The organism is Shewanella sp. SM71, assembly GCF_025653905.1.
Taxonomy (GTDB): domain Bacteria; phylum Pseudomonadota; class Gammaproteobacteria; order Enterobacterales; family Shewanellaceae; genus Shewanella; species Shewanella oncorhynchi.
On the sequence record NZ_JAKKRW010000007.1, the window covers coordinates 156,389 to 172,551 of the forward strand.

General features: G+C 44.2%; 16 protein-coding genes. 10 read left to right on the forward strand and 6 right to left on the reverse strand.

The window, feature by feature from the left end; all coding sequences use genetic code 11:
* The first annotated feature begins 20 nt into the window (after positions 1-20).
* The 3 genes from msbA to L5L97_RS09035 are packed head-to-tail and all read left to right on the forward strand — an operon-like array spanning position 21 to position 3,015.
* On the forward strand, positions 21-1,829 hold the full coding sequence (gene msbA / locus L5L97_RS09025; protein WP_219252834.1) for a lipid A export permease/ATP-binding protein MsbA: 1,809 nt from the start codon (positions 21-23) through the stop codon (positions 1,827-1,829).
* Positions 1,830-2,825, forward strand: coding sequence for a tetraacyldisaccharide 4'-kinase (gene lpxK / locus L5L97_RS09030; protein ID WP_263180077.1), 996 nt, complete (start codon positions 1,830-1,832; stop codon positions 2,823-2,825). It begins immediately after the preceding gene.
* A gap of 10 nt (positions 2,826-2,835) precedes the next feature.
* Positions 2,836-3,015: a Trm112 family protein gene (locus L5L97_RS09035; protein WP_006081200.1), complete on the forward strand. Its 180-nt coding sequence runs from the start codon at positions 2,836-2,838 to the stop codon at positions 3,013-3,015.
* Positions 3,016-3,164: 149 nt separating this feature from the next.
* Here L5L97_RS09035 and L5L97_RS09040 read toward each other — a convergent pair whose 3' ends face one another.
* Positions 3,165-3,626: a hypothetical protein gene (locus L5L97_RS09040; RefSeq protein WP_263180075.1), complete on the reverse strand. Its 462-nt coding sequence runs from the start codon at positions 3,624-3,626 to the stop codon at positions 3,165-3,167.
* Between the two features lie 132 nt (positions 3,627-3,758).
* On the opposite strand from L5L97_RS09040, the gene L5L97_RS09045 reads away from it, so the two are divergent.
* Positions 3,759-4,448, forward strand: coding sequence for an energy-coupling factor ABC transporter permease (locus tag L5L97_RS09045; RefSeq protein WP_263180074.1), 690 nt, complete (start codon positions 3,759-3,761; stop codon positions 4,446-4,448).
* Positions 4,449-4,595: 147 nt separating this feature from the next.
* Here the strand turns inward: L5L97_RS09045 and L5L97_RS09050 are convergent, their stop codons facing one another.
* From L5L97_RS09050 to L5L97_RS09060, 3 genes are all read right to left on the reverse strand, one after another.
* Complete coding sequence (locus L5L97_RS09050; protein ID WP_028760396.1) at positions 4,596-4,952, reverse strand: glutathione S-transferase N-terminal domain-containing protein; 357 nt, start codon at positions 4,950-4,952, stop codon at positions 4,596-4,598.
* A 302-nt stretch (positions 4,953-5,254) separates the two neighbouring features.
* Entirely contained in the window at positions 5,255-8,635 is a 3,381-nt protein-coding gene (locus L5L97_RS09055) for a DUF748 domain-containing protein (RefSeq protein ID WP_263181090.1), read from the reverse strand.
* A 255-nt stretch (positions 8,636-8,890) separates the two neighbouring features.
* Complete coding sequence (locus tag L5L97_RS09060) at positions 8,891-9,271, reverse strand: VOC family protein (protein WP_028760394.1); 381 nt, start codon at positions 9,269-9,271, stop codon at positions 8,891-8,893.
* 434 nt (positions 9,272-9,705) lie between these two features.
* Between L5L97_RS09060 and L5L97_RS09065 the strand changes: the two genes are divergently transcribed.
* The 3 genes from L5L97_RS09065 (at position 9,706) to L5L97_RS09075 (ending at position 11,071) form a co-directional block, all read left to right on the forward strand.
* Positions 9,706-10,410: a DUF445 domain-containing protein gene (locus L5L97_RS09065; RefSeq protein WP_105253144.1), complete on the forward strand. Its 705-nt coding sequence runs from the start codon at positions 9,706-9,708 to the stop codon at positions 10,408-10,410.
* Positions 10,411-10,512: 102 nt separating this feature from the next.
* On the forward strand, positions 10,513-10,863 hold the full coding sequence (locus L5L97_RS09070) for a VOC family protein (protein ID WP_105252887.1): 351 nt from the start codon (positions 10,513-10,515) through the stop codon (positions 10,861-10,863).
* Complete coding sequence (locus L5L97_RS09075) at positions 10,838-11,071, forward strand: DUF1289 domain-containing protein (RefSeq protein WP_131524340.1); 234 nt, start codon at positions 10,838-10,840, stop codon at positions 11,069-11,071. Before L5L97_RS09070 ends, L5L97_RS09075 begins: the two co-directional genes overlap by 26 nt.
* A gap of 125 nt (positions 11,072-11,196) precedes the next feature.
* On the opposite strand, the gene cdd is transcribed toward L5L97_RS09075, so the two are convergent.
* The gene (gene cdd / locus L5L97_RS09080; protein WP_212599913.1) at positions 11,197-12,087 is read right to left on the reverse strand and encodes a cytidine deaminase; all 891 of its coding nucleotides are present in this window, start codon (positions 12,085-12,087) and stop codon (positions 11,197-11,199) included.
* Positions 12,088-12,298: 211 nt separating this feature from the next.
* Complete coding sequence (gene sbcB, locus L5L97_RS09085) at positions 12,299-13,717, reverse strand: exodeoxyribonuclease I (RefSeq protein ID WP_131524342.1); 1,419 nt, start codon at positions 13,715-13,717, stop codon at positions 12,299-12,301.
* A 176-nt stretch (positions 13,718-13,893) separates the two neighbouring features.
* Between sbcB and L5L97_RS09090 the strand changes: the two genes are divergently transcribed.
* The 3 genes from L5L97_RS09090 (at position 13,894) to L5L97_RS09100 (ending at position 15,960) form a co-directional block, all read left to right on the forward strand.
* Positions 13,894-14,112, forward strand: a complete 219-nt coding sequence (locus tag L5L97_RS09090; RefSeq protein ID WP_081729045.1) for an Arm DNA-binding domain-containing protein — start codon at positions 13,894-13,896, stop codon at positions 14,110-14,112.
* 507 nt (positions 14,113-14,619) lie between these two features.
* Positions 14,620-15,105 carry a tyrosine-type recombinase/integrase gene (locus L5L97_RS09095; RefSeq protein ID WP_263181178.1) on the forward strand — a complete coding sequence of 162 codons (486 nt, stop codon included), beginning with the start codon at positions 14,620-14,622 and terminating at the stop codon, positions 15,103-15,105.
* A 240-nt stretch (positions 15,106-15,345) separates the two neighbouring features.
* The gene (locus tag L5L97_RS09100; protein ID WP_263181088.1) at positions 15,346-15,960 is read left to right on the forward strand and encodes a hypothetical protein; all 615 of its coding nucleotides are present in this window, start codon (positions 15,346-15,348) and stop codon (positions 15,958-15,960) included.
* Positions 15,961-16,163 lie beyond the last annotated feature (203 nt).

The following is a 16,163-nucleotide window of genomic DNA, read 5'->3' on the forward strand; positions in this document are numbered from 1 at the left end:
GCCATAATTTAGTGTTATCAATGACAACATCTCCTAAAGACGAAATGTGGACAGTTTTCAAACGATTACTGGGCTATATAAAACAGATGAAAGGCATGTTTATGCTTTCAGTTGCGGGATTAATTATTTATGGTCTCGTCGATGCCGCCTTTATCGCTTTCATCGGCCCCTTTATTGATAAGGGTTTCTCCGGCGGCGCACCTGCTGCGGTGACCAACGGCATAGCATTGCCAACCAGTGAAGGTTTTCACGCAAACAACGACGTGCTTATGATGGCGCCGCTTGTGGTTATCGTTATGTTTTCCCTACGTGGCTTTGCTAACTTTGTTTCGACTTACGGCATTTCATATATGAGTGCACGTTTGATCATGGACATGCGTCAGCAAGTGTTTGAGCATTATCTGAGCCTGCCTGTCAGTTATATGGATAAGGAAAATACCGGTAACTTGATCTCAAAAGTGACTTTTGATACTGAGCAAATCGCTCGAGCATCGGGAAGTGCTTTGATTTCCATCGTCCGCGATAGTGTGACTGTGTTTGGTATGCTGGTGCTGATGTTCTATAACTCTTGGAAGCTATCCCTCTGTATTCTTGTGATTGGTCCTATCATGGGCATGGTCATTGCGGTGGTTAGTCGTCGTTTCCGCAAGGTCTCTAAGCAAATTCAAACCGCCATGGGCGGGGTGAGTGCGACTACGGAGCAAATGATTAAAGGCCATAAAAACGTATTGGCCTTTGGTGGACAGGAAACCGAAGCAACCCGTTTTGCTAAAGTAAACGATCAAAACCGCCATCAAAATATGAAGTTAGCTGTGGCACAAGCCATTAGTCAGCCTCTGATCATGATTATTGGTTCATTCGCCTTAGCCTTTGTACTTTATGCGGCAAGCTTAGACAGCATGAAAGCCGATCTTACCGCGGGTACTTTCGCGACGATTCTTGGTGCCATGATGGCCATGTTACAACCCATCAAAAACTTAACCCGAGTGAATGCCGAATTTCAACGGGGTATTGCGGCTTGTACCACAGTGTTTGAATTACTGGATACGCTGCCTGAGTCCGATACGGGAACTTATACTGTCGAGCGTGCTAAGGGGCATTTACGTTTTGATAATGTGTGTTTTACCTATGACAGCCAAGATCGTCGTGCACTTGAGAATGTCGATTTTGAAGTCAAACCTGGACAAACCTTAGCCTTAGTTGGACGTTCTGGCTCAGGTAAGTCGACTATTGCGAGTTTAGTGACCCGTTTTTATACGGGCCTTGAATCCGGCGATATTCTGCTTGATGACGTCAGCATCTACGATTACTCGCTAAAATCGCTGCGTAATCAAGTGGCACTGGTATCGCAACAGGTGACTTTGTTCAATGACACGATAGCCAATAACATCGCTTACGCCTACCCAGGTGAAGCCACTCGTGAGCAGATCATTGAAGCTGCGACCTTGGCCTATGCGATGGAGTTTATTGATCAGCTGCCCCAAGGCCTTGATACCCAAGTGGGTGAGAATGGTGTGTTATTGTCCGGTGGTCAAAGGCAGCGGATTGCGATTGCGCGCGCTATGCTACGTGATGCGCCTGTGTTGATCCTCGATGAAGCGACCTCCGCACTGGATACTGAGTCAGAAAAAGCCATTCAAAAAGGGTTAGATAACCTCAGACAAAACCGCACATCTGTAGTGATCGCCCACAGGTTGTCGACCATCGAAAGTGCCGATCAGATTTTAGTGGTCGATCAGGGGCGTATCGTCGAGCGCGGGACGCACCAAACACTATTGGAATTAGATGGTATGTACGCCAAATTATACCAAATGCAATTTGGTAGTTAGATGCAGGCCTTAGTGAATAAAATTTGGTATCAGGGCCATCCACTGCGATGGCTCTTGTTACCTTTATCTGGCTTATTCGCGGTTATCACTTATGTGCGCCGCGCTTTGTTTCACCTCGGGATGAAATCACAAACTGCAATGCCTGTACCTGTCATCGTCGTCGGTAATATTACCGTCGGTGGCAGCGGTAAGACGCCAACTGTGATTTATCTGATTGAATTACTGCGCCAACATGGATTTCACCCCGGTGTGATCAGTCGTGGTTACGGTGTTGATATTCAAGGCGTTAAATCGGTTTGCTTAGGTGCAAGTGCGGCAGAGGTGGGTGATGAACCTGCCATGATAGTGGCGCGTACTCAAGTGCCCATGGTGGTTGGTGCTAAACGGGTCGATGCGGCTAATGCGCTTATTGCTGAGTTTGGTGTTGATGTCATCATCTGTGACGATGGCCTACAGCATTATGCTCTGGCACGCGATATTGAGCTGGTGGTGATTGATGGTCAGCGCGGTTTAGGCAATGGCTTGCTATTGCCAGCAGGTCCATTGCGTGAAGGCGCGTGGCGTCTCGATACCGTGGATTTTATCGTTAGTAATGGCGGCCCAGCGGCAAAAGGGCAGTTCGAAATGCAACTGACACCTACGGCAGTGAAGCCTGTTAAATGTGATGCGACGTCTGGTGAATATACTTTCGATAAGTCTTTGCCGCTCGTTGCGATGGCGGGCATAGGTAATCCAGCGCGTTTCTTTGAATCGTTGCGCGCACAAGGCTATCAACTGGCCTTCTGCCATGGTTTTGATGACCATCAGGCCTACGATAAAACCCAGTTAGGTGATTTAGCCCAACGCTTGCCACTGTTGATGACAGAAAAAGATGCGGTTAAATGTCGCGATTTTGCACAAGAAAACTGGTGGTATTTGGCGGTCGATGCCAAGCTATCCCCACAATTTGATGAACAGCTGCTCGCACGTCTTCGTGAAGTGGCTGCAGCTAAATAAGGAAACTTCCATGGCATTCGATAAAAAATTGTTAGATATAGTGGCTTGCCCTGTGTGTAAGGGAAAACTTGAGTACGATAAAACGACGCAGCAGTTGATTTGTAAGGCAGATAAACTTGCTTATCCGATCACTGAAGGTATCCCTGTGTTATTGGAAAATCGTGCTGTGCCACTGACCGAATCAGTTTAGTGTGATGTGAATGCGCGTATTGTCTCATACGCGCATGCTTATTATTATCGTTTTAGCTATTTTTAGCCGATTTAAGTTTTTTGTATTGGTAACTGTGCACGTTTCTTCATTACTTTGAGTTTAGTTAATAGCTCATAAATTGAGTTTAGTTAATAGCTCATAAATTTGTGTTTATCAGCATTGGTTGCCCCCTCTTGGCACTCACCGCGGATTTCTCCTCGACCAGGCTCGATAATTCGGCTTAATTCAATATAACCTTCGCGGCAATAACCCGTCATTTCAAGGGTTTTGATTAAACCTAAATCAACCTGTCTCCCCCAAATTTCTAATGAGTCCTGTAGATCTTGCATCGCGCGACGTTGCTCACGGGGATCTTGCATATTACGTATGCGTGCCTCGTGTGGAAAAGGGCGGTCTGTCTCATTCATTGTCGACTTTTCATCGACCAGCCGCGCTTTGTAGCTGAAGAGTTTAAGGCCATCGCTTTTAATATCCGTCGTTAACTTATCCCGTAATTTTCCGGCGAGTTCACTCGGGTCAATTGGCGCACTGCTGCAGGCGATGAGCGAGAAACAACTTAAGATGGCAAGGCTGAGATATCGAAACGGCATAATCAAATTTAACTCTTAGGTTATTAACTGACAGAAGAATACCTTAATATGGCCCTAAAGTTCATGGATTTATGGCATTCTCATAGGCTGAGTACGCGCCGATAGGTGTAATGGATTAAGGATGGGCGAGTAATGTTGGCGTTTTGGTCAAATAAATGGGCGCAAATCGAATGGGATATGAGCCTGACTCAAGGTATATGCCTTATGTTCTTGGCGTTATGGATCTACGCCATATGGCCAAAAGAAGAGTTAGTGCAGCTCCGGCGGGATAAACATCTCCAATTACGTTTGTTGCTGACGTTGGTGGGGATCAATGCGCTGTGGTCGCTAAATGCCAGTATCCAAACTGGGTTGCATCTGCATTTTCTGGGAATTGTCACTTGTATGCTGATGTTCGGCTGGCGTCTTGCGACTCTAGTGTTGCTATTGCCGAGCGCTTTTTTTAGTCTTTTTGTATTAAAGCAGCCCGCTGATTTTGGTGCTTTTAGTTTGTTCGCTATGGCTGTGCCGCTGTTTCTGTGTTTTATCCTATACAGTCGCAGTTACCATTTATTTCCTAAACATATTTTTGTATTCATCTTCGTCGGTGGTTTTATCAATGCGGGCCTCTCAACTGTGTTTCATCAATTGAGTTGGGCGATGTGGTTGTGGTCTGCAGCGGATTACGATTGGAATGTGTTAGTAGACGACTACCTGATACTCATCCCTTTGCTGGCATTCCCAGAGGCATTGCTTAATGGTATGGCGGTGACGCTATTGGTGGTGTATCAGCCCCAGTGGTTATTTGATTATTCTGACCGTGAATATTTGTGGCGTAAGTAAATGCGATAAAACAACGCAATAAAAGAACTGCGCCCGAAACCTCGTCATTCCAACGTAAAGCCCTTTGTAAGGGCCCATAGAACAGACGATTGAAAAGGTTACTGGACGCACTTACTTGTATATTTGCGCTGACCGTTGCGCCGTGATTTAGGCGAAGCGTTGGTCTAAGTAGTTAATGATTTCTTTTGATTCATATAACCACTGTACTTGACCGTTTTCTTCAATCCGCAGACAAGGCACTTGCTGTTTGCCGCCTTGAGCGATGAGTTCATCTTTATGCGGCGCTTTTTTAGCGTCGTGGGTCACTATGTTGAGTCCTTGGCGACGCATTGCACGGCGGACTTTTACACAAAATGGGCATGCAGGATATTGATACAGGGCTAATGCTTGAGTTTGAGCATCAATTTTTTGTTGCTCAGCCAGTGGACGTTGGCGCTTCTTAGGGCTAAATACGAAGTTTAAAAACAGAATAATCCTGCCTAAAATCCAGCGAATGATAAACATGTTATTGACCTTAATGATAATTTTTGTGGAAGAACATTTGTGCGTCATGGCGCCACAGAAAGCGTGCGGCGAGTCTGAGACCCAGTCGTTTAAAAACTGTGATCTCAGTTGTATAAAGGTCGCAGAGTGTAACCTATGGCACCAAGCACGGCCAACATTTTAGAGTGAATTAACAGATAGATGATTTGATTGTAGAAGAATGGTTTTTTGATTGGTTATGACGCTTAGCCATAAGGTAAAAGCCCGCTAAAGTCGAACTTTAGCGGGCTTAGTTTTATATAAAAAGCAGTTAATTGGCTGAGTTATTGAGCATCAATGGTGAGACTCACTTGGGCTGCATTCTGGGTTAAACTCACTCGGCTTTCGAGCAAGAAGATCCGCTCTGGGGCAATTTCTTTCACGTCCACTAGGTAAGCTTTAACGGCTTTTGCTCTTTCTTGGGCCAAATTACCCAACATGCCATCGTTAACATTCTGCGCTTTTACCGACAGATTATATAACGCGATATGCCAGCGGGTGGTGATTTCGTCATCGGAAAGCTGCGCGTCTTTGGCCTCTGCGATAACAGTGTCTTTGATTTGGGCAGGATCGGCTTTAACTTCTTGTTCATAAAGCTTTACTAGCGCATCGGCAAGCGGCCCTTGGGTCGGGAATTGACTCGGACTTAAATCATCAGGTAACGCACTAAATTCAATATTGGCTAATTTAGCCAATTTACGCTTCATGATGCGCTCAGCAATGGCTTGGCTGTCATTGATGGCATCGACTTCCCCTTCAACGCTGAGCTTGAGCATAGGTCTGTCGAGTAAGGCGCTAGCGAGTTTGTCTAAACTTTTTTGCTCATCTTCACTTAGGCTGAATTTGCCTGCGGCAAAGCTTATCTTATCTAAGGTTTCGTCAGAACCTATGAGTCCAGCTAAGAAAGTGAAGGGCGCAGTGACGGCTTTAGTGATCACATTGGTAATCGCCGTCATTATGATGCTGCCGACACTAAAGCTGGGTGAGTCTAAATCGCCTGAGACCTCCATACCTAAATCAATCACGCCGTTACGGTCCTGCAGCAGGGCAATCGCGAGCGTGATGGGTAAGCTAGTGGCAAGGTCACTGTCACTGGGTTTACCAAGTTTCAGTTGGTCTATGACCAGATGGTTACTGCCCTTGAGCTTGTTCTTATCGAGTTGATAGTTCAGCGATAGTGATAGCTGCCCTTTATCTATGTAGTAACCCGCATAGGTGCCTGAGTAAGGATTGACTGAGGTTAACTCAACGCTCTTAAAGACTAAATCGAGATCTAAATATGGCATATCTAGCAAAGGGTTAATATCGCCTTTTAGAGTTACAGGCGCATACTTGTCTATCTTACCTTTGATATCGACCGAGGCCTTAGTCCCTGGCGTTGACGACAAGTGAGTGATATTACCTTCAAGTAACTCAATCCCTGAGGCAAAGTTTGGTGTCAGTGAGTTATCGGCAAAGTAAGCTGAGCCTTGGCTAAAGCTAATTTTTTGAATATCGAGGTTTAACTCAGGCGTTGTCTTGCTTGCCGTTTGCAGCTCGGTTTGCTTAGCACTGGCTGTGGTTGTGTTTTTAGTTGTCTTGCTATTTGCAGCCGGAGCCTCAACGATAAGATCGCTGATATTAGTGGTTCTATCTTTGGCTATCACCACTTTGGCGTAGGGTTGATTAAAGGCTAAGTGATCAATTTTGATTTGATTTTTCTGTTGGTCAAAATCCAGTTGATTGATATTCATCTTTTGCCATTTGACCAGTGGAGCATTACGCAATTTGTCATGAATAGCTAAATCATCGAGCTCAACACTGCCACCGTAAATGGCTTTGCCTTTAGCATCGGCGGTCAGCTTGCCTGCTGAGCTTAATAGACCGCTCTTGAGCTGGATATTCACGTAGGGCGCTAAATAGGGCTGAAATTGGGTTAACGCCAGCTTATCGAGTTGGATATTGGCATCTATGGTTTCGCCCGTCACATCGACTTGGCCTTGAGAGCACAAAGTACCTTGACCATTGAGGCTGAGTTGTAGCTCATATTCAATCGGAGCGGTTAAGGTACTCGTTATGACCTTAGTTGAAAAATTAAGCGGATACACTCGCCATTGCTGCGGTGTGGCCGTTAGCTTTTGTTCCGATAGATTAAGGTCATAGTTTTCAATATTGAGCGCATCGAGTTGCACTAACCAAGTGTCAGTTGACGTCGTTACTGGTGTTTGCTTGATTGGCAGCAGAGGATCTGCCTCAGAAGCGACTTCTGCAGCGGTTTCTTTAGTGGCATCAGTGGTGACATTTGCGGTTGCTTCTGTCTTTTGTTCTGTTTTATCACTCTCGTTAGTTGCGGCTAATTCGCTTTCCGTTGCTTTGTTTGCGCTATCGCTTGGACCAGTGGCAGTCTCTGCTATTTGACGTTTTTCTTCGACTTGCGCAACTTGTACGCGTTCTAGCGATTTAGCATCGGTTGGTTTAGCAACCGGCTGCGTAGTCGTTGTGGAGGCGCTTAACGATTTAGGCATGAATAAGCCAACAAGATCGAGCCCGTCTTGGTTCAAAATGGCACTCATTGTTAGGCCATCGCTGTGGAGTTTGTTGATATGCACTTTCTGCTGCTTCAAGTTGGCTGAAATGCCGTCGAGGGCTAACATGGGGAGCTTTACCACTGAGCGATCTTTGTCGTTAATGTTAAGTTTTTCAACAATAAACTGGCCATTGTTGCTGATGACTTGTAACTCGCCATTCTCGGCAAGATCCACTTGATACTGAGTTTTAATACTGAGCTCGCCATCCGTGAGGACGGGATTAAATTGATCGTCGATAAATCGCCATAGTGGTGTCAGTTTGAGTTTGGCGACTTGGATGTCACCCGCAACTTTTAGCGGGAACAATTGGAATTGCCCCTGCAAACTGATTTCACCAGCATGATCATCACTGAGTTGTATCGCATAGTGATTGTGCTTGATAGGCACAATGGGTGAGTCAGACGTTGATTGGGCGTTTGGTGTCGTATTATCAACTTTGTTTACTTTTATGGCTGGTGTTATCGATGCCGATGATGCCGCCATCAAATATTCAGTATCAAGGGAACTGAGTTTTAGATTGATATTGGGGTAGTTCACTTGAGCATGGGTAATTTTGTCATCGAAGTTAAATTGTCCCGCATCTAACACAAATTGGCTGAGCAGGACACGAACGGGTGAACTGGCTTCTGTGGGGGCTGTTTCTGTGCTCGTGGATGAATGCTCGTTCAGGGTCTGCAGAATATCGTCGAAGTTGAATCCAGCTTTCCCTTTTTTCTCCACGCGAATGATATGTGCGTAGGGCGCTTGTATGTGTATGTTTTCGATAACGGCGGCGCGATTAAAAACAGATCGCCAAAAGTGTATTTCGAATTGGACTTGTGCAATGCCAGCAAAAGGTTTGTCGTCTTTTTCTTTAATGGCCAGTTGGTCGATTTCGACTTTGAAATTAAAAGGGTTAATGCGTATATCACCGAGGGTGACGGGACGACCGAGCAGAGTTGAGAGTTTTTCTGGTGCCAGCGTGGTTATCGCATAGGGGAGGATTAAACCTAATGTGCAGACATAGCTAAGGTAGACTGCTGTTAGGTAAATAATCACTCGCAGGTATCTTGGGAGGGCAAAAAAAGAGTGTCTGAATTGCGATAACTGGGTCAGCATTAATATCAAGGCTCCAATGCATAAGACAGGGAAAAACTTCCATAAGTACGGACATTCTAGCGAATAACGCTAAGGTTTCCAGAAATTATTTATATTTTTACCAATGAAATCTTGGTATTACACAGACAATAACGTCTTCTTATCTAAGACATTCCTGAGTGGTAACCTATCATCTACATTGATAACTACATGTGTTTCAGCTTATGGCTGATGATTTGAGTCGTCAATACTCGCTATATTGGAGGCTATTTTTGATCAGCGATTTAAATAACTAATCGCTGCAATAATGGCGCCTTGTGGATCTTTTATCCAACAAAAACGGCCTACTTCGGGTATATCTTCAGGACCAAACAGAATATCCCCGCCAAGTTTTTTTGCGCTGATAGCGACTTGATCGACATCGTTAACGGTAATGTAGCCAGTCCAATGTGAGGGAAGCATTGGGAGCAAACTATCGGTGATCCCCCCAATGCTGACGCCCTGATTTTCAATAATATGATAATTACCGTGGGGCATTTTGACGGTTTTAAAGTGCCAACCAAAAATCTCAGCATAGAAGTGCATAGCTTCTTCGGTATTATTGGTTGTCAATTCATGCCAACTTAACGCCCCTGCAGTGTTAAAAGCCGATTCCATAAGCGCATCCTTTATTCTATTTGGGGTAAATTTTGTGTATTGAGTCGAGGTTAACTGTCAGTGTTCAGTGCCAGCTGTATTCTGAGCCATATTTTTTGTGCGTTATCTTGATTGAGTGTAGTTGAGGCAAGTTGATAATTCACAGACGGTAAATTAAAATTTTTGCTTTTTTAGGTTGTAGAACATTAAATTAACTTAATGTTCTACAAGGAGATTCACTTTATTTGGTACTGGCTAATCAGCTTCTTGTGGCTCAGTGGCGCTGCGGCTTAGTTGATGGGCTTCATCTTGCCACTTGCGCCAAGACTTAGCACTGAAAACAGATTTTAAAACGGGTTTGTTTACTGTGGTTTGAGTGTTAGACCTGACTCCCGTTAACTTGTTAATATAGGCGAGTTTTGCATCTTATCGATGCCACCTTAGGGGATATGAGATTGAATAAGAGTTTAGTGACGAATTTATTGGCGGCTGCTTTGGTCGTTGTGGGTTACCTGATGAATTCGGCAATTGTCCTGAATGTCGGATTATTTGCTTTATCGGGTGCAATTACCAACTGGGTTGCAGTTTATATGTTGTTTGAGAAAGTCCCCGGACTCTATGGTTCGGGAGTTGTGCCTTCTCGTTTTGAAGAGTTTAAGGCGGGTATTGCTCATTTGATGATGAAACAGTTTTTTACCACTGAAAATATCGACCGATTCCTGTCTGAAAAAGAAGGGCTGAGTAAAATAGACTTGGCGCCAGTGATTGAAAAGGTTGATTTAGCGCCTTCTTTTGATGCGTTAATTAGCACAGTCGCCCAATCTTCCTTTGGCGGCATGTTGTCTATGTTTGGTGGCACAGATGCCTTATTGCCGTTAAAAGAGCCGTTTATTGTGAAGATGAAAGCTTCTTTAGTTGAAATGGCACAAAGCGATGCATTTCACGAGTTGCTGAAACAAGAAATTGAACAGCCAAATGTGATGGCCGATCTGCAAACTAAAATTGCTAACATAGTGGAGCAAAGATTAAACGAGTTAACACCGCAAATGGTGAAACAAATCGTTCAGGACATGATCCAAACGCACTTAGGTTGGTTAGTGATTTGGGGCGGCGTGTTTGGCGGTCTGATTGGACTTGCCGCAGCCTTAATCCAAGGTTAACCTGAGTTAAAGCCGCGAATAGAATGGGAGCTTTGGCTCCCATTTTTACTTACGCATTTTATGTTCATCATTTTGTGTCCTGATTAAATAGCAAGGAAGTCTATGAACCGTCACCACAGTATCAATTATTTGGAAATCCCAAGTCGCGACATTGCGAGTTCTAAGGCTTTTTTTAGCCAGGTTTTTGGATGGACCTATGTCGATTATGGCCCTGAATACAGTTGCTTTATGGATGTCGGCATTACTGGGGGATTCTATCAAGCCGATGTGAATTTCACCCTCGCAAAAGGTTGCCCGCTGATTGTGATCTACAGCCAGAACTTAGAATTGACTCTGACGGCTGTCGTAACAGCTGGTGGCATTATCACAGCTGACATCTTTAGTTTTCCGGGAGGCCGTCGATTCCATTTTGTTGAACCTTGTGGCAATGAATATGCCGTCTGGTCAGAATGATCCTAATGTCACTCCTTGTATTCGAAATTGTTGTTTAGATCAGCAAGATATTTGTTTAGGTTGTTTCAGGCATCTTGATGAAATTTTAGCATGGCGCGTTATGTCGGAAGTGGAGCGGCAAGCTTGTTTTATCAGGATGGAGGAGCGTAAGGGGGAGTATCTGGCTAAGTTCAATGACGCGGTTAGTAGAAGACAGGATGGTGCATGATTAGCCGTCAGAATTACCTACGATAATTGATTTTTAAGCTTTAAGTGGATAATCGAACGGCGAAATATGCATAAACGTATTTCGCCGTTGGCATTCTGAAACCCCCTTGGCATTTGAAGCAGACGTTACACTGGATCTACCACTATGTGCTCAAGTTCGATGGCGGCAACGGTATGGAGCGCATCCATAGTCGCGCCAACTAAGCTGATTTTTCCTTGAGATGACTCAATTAAAACCGCACGGCTGATATCGCTAAACTCACGATTGTGGCGTGCCAGATTTGATAAGGCCATCTGCATGGGCAGCATAGAGGGATTGAATGCCGCATTTTCTGCGTAGCGACCGCAATAGGTTGCACCATCGTGAGTTTCTAATACCACGGCGGCAAAACTTTGGGTGTAAGGTGCATAGCTTAAACCGGCATGATCTAAGCCTTCTATGATCATAGGATCGGCACTATCTAGTGCAAATTCAGTTTGTTGCTTGGCCATTAAGGGCGAAGTGACATTTAAGTCTTTTGGCCCAAAAGCATAGGGTAAATAATAGGCCAGAGGATGGCTTTCCTGTGCGGGTAGATGAATGCTGATCTTGCTCCCTTCAACCAGTTCATTCATAAACTGACGACAATGACCGCAAGGACTGGCATTAACTATGATATCAACAATTTGGCTTTCACCACTGAGCCATGCGTGGCTGATAGCGCTTTGTTCTGCATGTACAGAATGAAATAACGCTTCACCGGGTAATTCTAAGTTGGCACCCATGTAGATATCGCCACTTTTACCTTTGGCTATCGCGCCGACATAAAACTCACTGATAGGCGGTTTGGCCAATGCCGCTGCTATCGGCAGTAATGCTAATAACACTTCTGCTTCGGTCATTTTGCTTGCACTTGTTAGCGTAGCAAGTTGCTGCGCATCAATGTGTCCAGCAAAATTCTGGTGCAACATTGGGATAAGTGCATCGGCTAACGGCGTTGGCAGTTGGGTTATGCTACGAATGAATCTATCTTGCATTTCCCTATTCCTTATTTGTTAAGTTCATGGAAGAACATTCTAGTAATTTTGTTACAGCATAAATGCGAGTTAGCTCGCGTTTATACGCTGTCAATGTCAGTGCTATTGAGAGTGATAAACTTATGTTACTCACGTATAGAGTGAGTCTATTGGTGCACACAAATAAGCTTAAGACTATAAAACAAAAGACTTAAGCTTGAATTTACACAATTTAAAGTTCACGCAAATAATGACAAAGGGCAGCAAGTAGCTTTTGCTTAGTCTCATCCGCTTGTGTTTCTTGTAGCAAATTTTCTAATTTAAGTACGTAGTCTTGATCGGCTAAGCGACTTTGGCAGAATTCACGCCAGCGCTGCGACTCTGTATCATCGAGTAGTTCAGGGTAATTACGGGCGCGGTAACGAAACAGCATCTCAGGAATACGTGGATCATCAAACTGCAAATCTAACGCCGCTAGATTTTGCGGTAGGGTATGACGGATGATTTCCATTTTTGCTTTATCAGCTTGGCTAAAGAACCCACCAGAATACAGCATCAAATCGGGATCTGTGGTCGCTCTGCTGTCATCGTGCTCAAATAATAGCGCCAGTTTTTCGCGTAATTCTGGGTGACGTTTTAGGCGTTTATACTGCTCTCTGGCAAATTCTTTATCTATGCCTAAACGAGCGGCATGCTCATCACTGAGGATTTTTGCCGAGGTGATAAAAGGGCACTTATTAAGATGAATTTGTTTTACTGCGATAGGTAATTCATCTTCGGCAAGATCAGCCCTTGACGTATACATGCGCGTTTTAATTTGCTCGACATCTAGCTCGAATAGCGGCGTTAAATCCATGGCTAAATTAACGCAAATAACGGCATTTTTGTTAGTAGGATGGTGCGCTACGGGTGAGATCAACGTTGCACAACCATTGCGCGCACTAATTTTAGAGCTCACGTGAACCAAAGGCTGCATATTGAGCACATCGATTTGATCGCTAACCGCTTGCTTACGGCGCAGGTCAAAATAGTACTGATATAACTTAGGCTGTTTCTCGCGAATGAGTTTTGCCATAGCGATGGTCGCATACACATCAGACATAGCATCATGGGCTTTCTCATGGCTTAAACCATTCGCTTGGGTAAGATGTTCTAGCTTAAAACTCGGAGAGCCATCTTCCTTTGTCGGCCAGTTAATACCTTCGGGCCTAAATGCATAACAAGCGCGCACTAAATCAATGATATCCCAACGAGAGTTGCCATTTTGCCATTCACGGGCATAGGGATCGATAAAGTTCCGATAAAAGCCATAACGGGTCACTTCATCGTCAAAACGCAGTGAGTTATAACCTGCAACACAAGTGTTTGGTTGGCTAAATAGCGCTTGAATTCGTCCCATAAACTCAGTTTCAGGGATGCCTTTTAAATTAGCTAACTGTGGAGTGATCCCTGTGATTAATATTGCTTCCGGAGACGGCAAATAATCAGTGGCTTGCTTACAATAGAATGTCTCAGGCTCGCCGATGATATTGAGATCTAAATCCGTGCGAATACCAGCAAATTGCGAGGGTCTGTCTTTCGCTGGGTTCGCTCCAAATGTTTCGTAGTCGTGCCAAAAAATCGACCCTGCTTTATCGTCTTTCATCTTCATTTATTTTCGTTCTCTAAAGCATGTAACTTCATGTTATCAGTAGTTAAATTGCTTTAATTGGATTCGTTGTCATTCACATCAATTTAGTATGCAGCTCTTCGATGTGAGTACATAATCTGTATATATTGGGTTCTGCGTCAGATTAGCTAAAATCACATGTACACAGGGGAATTAAAATGTCTTTATCTGACAATTGGTTACGTGCAATAAACGGCAAACCATATTTAGAGAAACCAGAGCTTGCAGACCGCGACGGCTTAAGCGTTCGTATTACCCCTGCAGGGACTATAACATGGCAGTATCGATTTAGGATTGATAATCCATCAGGGTGCTTAACTTTTGGTCGTTACCCGGATTTAGAGCTTACTGACGCACGTAAGCTGGTTCCTGTGTGACTAAATTCATGGGTAAATATTATAGATCCCTATGCGTTTTGGAAACAGCGCAACACATTTGTGGACCAGACAACACTGAGGGATTGTTGTGAACAGTTTTTATCGGCGCGAAGTGCAGCACTTAAGCCGAGCATTGTTGCTACGTAGCAATCCTGCTTTAGAGCACATCTCTATGATGCTTTTGCTGATCGCAAAGTCGAAAGTATCACACTCGGCGAGTGGATAGATTTTTCGATAAAAAGGCAATTCATAGTCGAGTCACCGCAGGTGAGATACTCAAACAGTTAAAGACGGTACTTAGCTGGTCCGTTCGCCGACAAATGATGTCGCTTGTTGATGTTCTTCAATTACGAGTCAGTGATGTGGGCTCCGCGCCCAAAGTCGGTTCGCGAGTACTCACCATTCTAGAGTGTGGCAAAATCATCCGTGAGCTTGATAAATGCCGCGCGACCAAAGCAGTAACCAATGCTATCAAGGCATGTTTACTAACGGGGGCGTATATCAGAAATATTAAAATCCAAACGGGCTGATTTTGACCTTGAGTCGATGGTCTGGACCTTCCCGATAAATAATAGCAAAACTAATTTGTCAATCCGGAGGCCAATCAGTCCCGCCTTATTCGACATATTGCAAGAACAGTGGAACCTCTATAACTCACTATGGAGTTTTCCCGCAGCAAACGATCTTAAGCGCTCAGGCAACATCGCTTCAGTAAATAAGCTGGTCTGCGAGATCAAACTAAGGCTAGAAATCCCTGACTGGCGTATTCAGGATTTTAGACGCACATTATCGACCAGAATGTTAGAAGCTGGGGTGTTGCCCCATGTGGCAGAGAAGATGCTAGGCCATCTATTAGGCGGGGTGATGGCGGTGTACAACAAACATGATTGGTTAGATGATCAAACTGAGGCCTATGAACAATGGACAAATAAGCTGAGATTGGCCGCTCTGGGTGATAGCAAAATAGTCGTGTTAGAAAAATTGTCGTGTTAGAAAGAAGGGGTAGGCATGTTTGTCGCTGACAGCAGAAAATGGTGAGCTTATTCAGTATGTAAATCAGTTGCGTTGCAGTGCAGCAGAAACACCCCTTTGTAATTAGGTGCATTGGAGCTCAATTCGACACAAGGTAAACTGTTATCTGTTCAATATTAGCTTTATTTATGGTTTAGTCATTTCAACTCAATTAATCATGCACTTGGCACAGTGTTCGGATTAACGTTAAGCAAGGACGTCATGGAACTAAAATTTTTAATCACGCGGGAACAGTTAATCACAATCGCGGAAAGAATAAATTCAGCACGCATTGCAAAGAATGCTCGTTTAGCTAAGTGGTTATATGCCCTTATCATTCGTGCATTACTCCTATGGGTCCCGTTATTATCCCCGTTACTAATGTTTTATTTTTTCGTAGAAATTCACTCCCCAGAGACATATATCGCAATCGCAATTTGCGCTATCACTTACCTTCTTGTGTGGAAATTTGTATTAAAAAACATCGCCGAAAATCAAGCTAACAAATTTGCAGGCAAGATAACCACTCTGGATCGAACGATTGAAAACACAACTTTACAGAGCCTTGCGAGCCTAGAAGGGCGCCACACAGTGACCGCCACAGCCTCGAGGCTAACGTTTGTGCCCCCTAGCGGTAAATCCATCACCATACCGTGGAAAAAGTTTTGTGCTTTCAAGCAAGACGATGATTTTTATTATCTAACCGTCTGTAAGTTGATGATGTTTAAAGCCACTTATTTAGTCGCCAAAAATGGTGACACAACAGAAACCGCAGGCTATCAAGCAGGTTTAGAATACATAATGTCTCGGCTGCCGCCCGATAAAGTGGGGCGGTAAAACATCAAAATATCGCATGAATGATTCAATCAGTTCACTATTGCCACTAACGCGATTGTTGTTGAACATCCAGCGAAGTGAGCCTTTGTTAAACGTCACATTTGAACTAACCTTAAAAATGATGAACTGATCGCTACAGCCTTCTTTTAGGGGCTGCTAGATGCAGTTTTTCAGCTCATTAAAACGCTATGTTATCAATGACG

What these genes read in the sequence shown, in the direction of transcription:
- msbA (WP_219252834.1), top strand. Translation starts at nt 21, where the DNA reads ATGACAACATCTCCTAAAGACGAAATGTGGACAGTTTTCAAACGATTA.
- lpxK (WP_263180077.1), top strand. Translation starts at nt 1,830, where the DNA reads ATGCAGGCCTTAGTGAATAAAATTTGGTATCAGGGCCATCCACTGCGA.
- L5L97_RS09035 (WP_006081200.1), top strand. Translation starts at nt 2,836, where the DNA reads ATGGCATTCGATAAAAAATTGTTAGATATAGTGGCTTGCCCTGTGTGT.
- L5L97_RS09040 (WP_263180075.1), bottom strand. Translation starts at nt 3,626, where the DNA reads ATGCCGTTTCGATATCTCAGCCTTGCCATCTTAAGTTGTTTCTCGCTC.
- L5L97_RS09045 (WP_263180074.1), top strand. Translation starts at nt 3,759, where the DNA reads ATGTTGGCGTTTTGGTCAAATAAATGGGCGCAAATCGAATGGGATATG.
- L5L97_RS09050 (WP_028760396.1), bottom strand. Translation starts at nt 4,952, where the DNA reads ATGTTTATCATTCGCTGGATTTTAGGCAGGATTATTCTGTTTTTAAAC.
- L5L97_RS09055 (WP_263181090.1), bottom strand. Translation starts at nt 8,635, where the DNA reads ATGCTGACCCAGTTATCGCAATTCAGACACTCTTTTTTTGCCCTCCCA.
- L5L97_RS09060 (WP_028760394.1), bottom strand. Translation starts at nt 9,271, where the DNA reads ATGGAATCGGCTTTTAACACTGCAGGGGCGTTAAGTTGGCATGAATTG.
- L5L97_RS09070 (WP_105252887.1), top strand. Translation starts at nt 10,513, where the DNA reads ATGAACCGTCACCACAGTATCAATTATTTGGAAATCCCAAGTCGCGAC.
- L5L97_RS09075 (WP_131524340.1), top strand. Translation starts at nt 10,838, where the DNA reads ATGAATATGCCGTCTGGTCAGAATGATCCTAATGTCACTCCTTGTATT.
- cdd (WP_212599913.1), bottom strand. Translation starts at nt 12,087, where the DNA reads ATGCAAGATAGATTCATTCGTAGCATAACCCAACTGCCAACGCCGTTA.
- sbcB (WP_131524342.1), bottom strand. Translation starts at nt 13,717, where the DNA reads ATGAAGATGAAAGACGATAAAGCAGGGTCGATTTTTTGGCACGACTAC.
- L5L97_RS09090 (WP_081729045.1), top strand. Translation starts at nt 13,894, where the DNA reads ATGTCTTTATCTGACAATTGGTTACGTGCAATAAACGGCAAACCATAT.
- L5L97_RS09100 (WP_263181088.1), top strand. Translation starts at nt 15,346, where the DNA reads ATGGAACTAAAATTTTTAATCACGCGGGAACAGTTAATCACAATCGCG.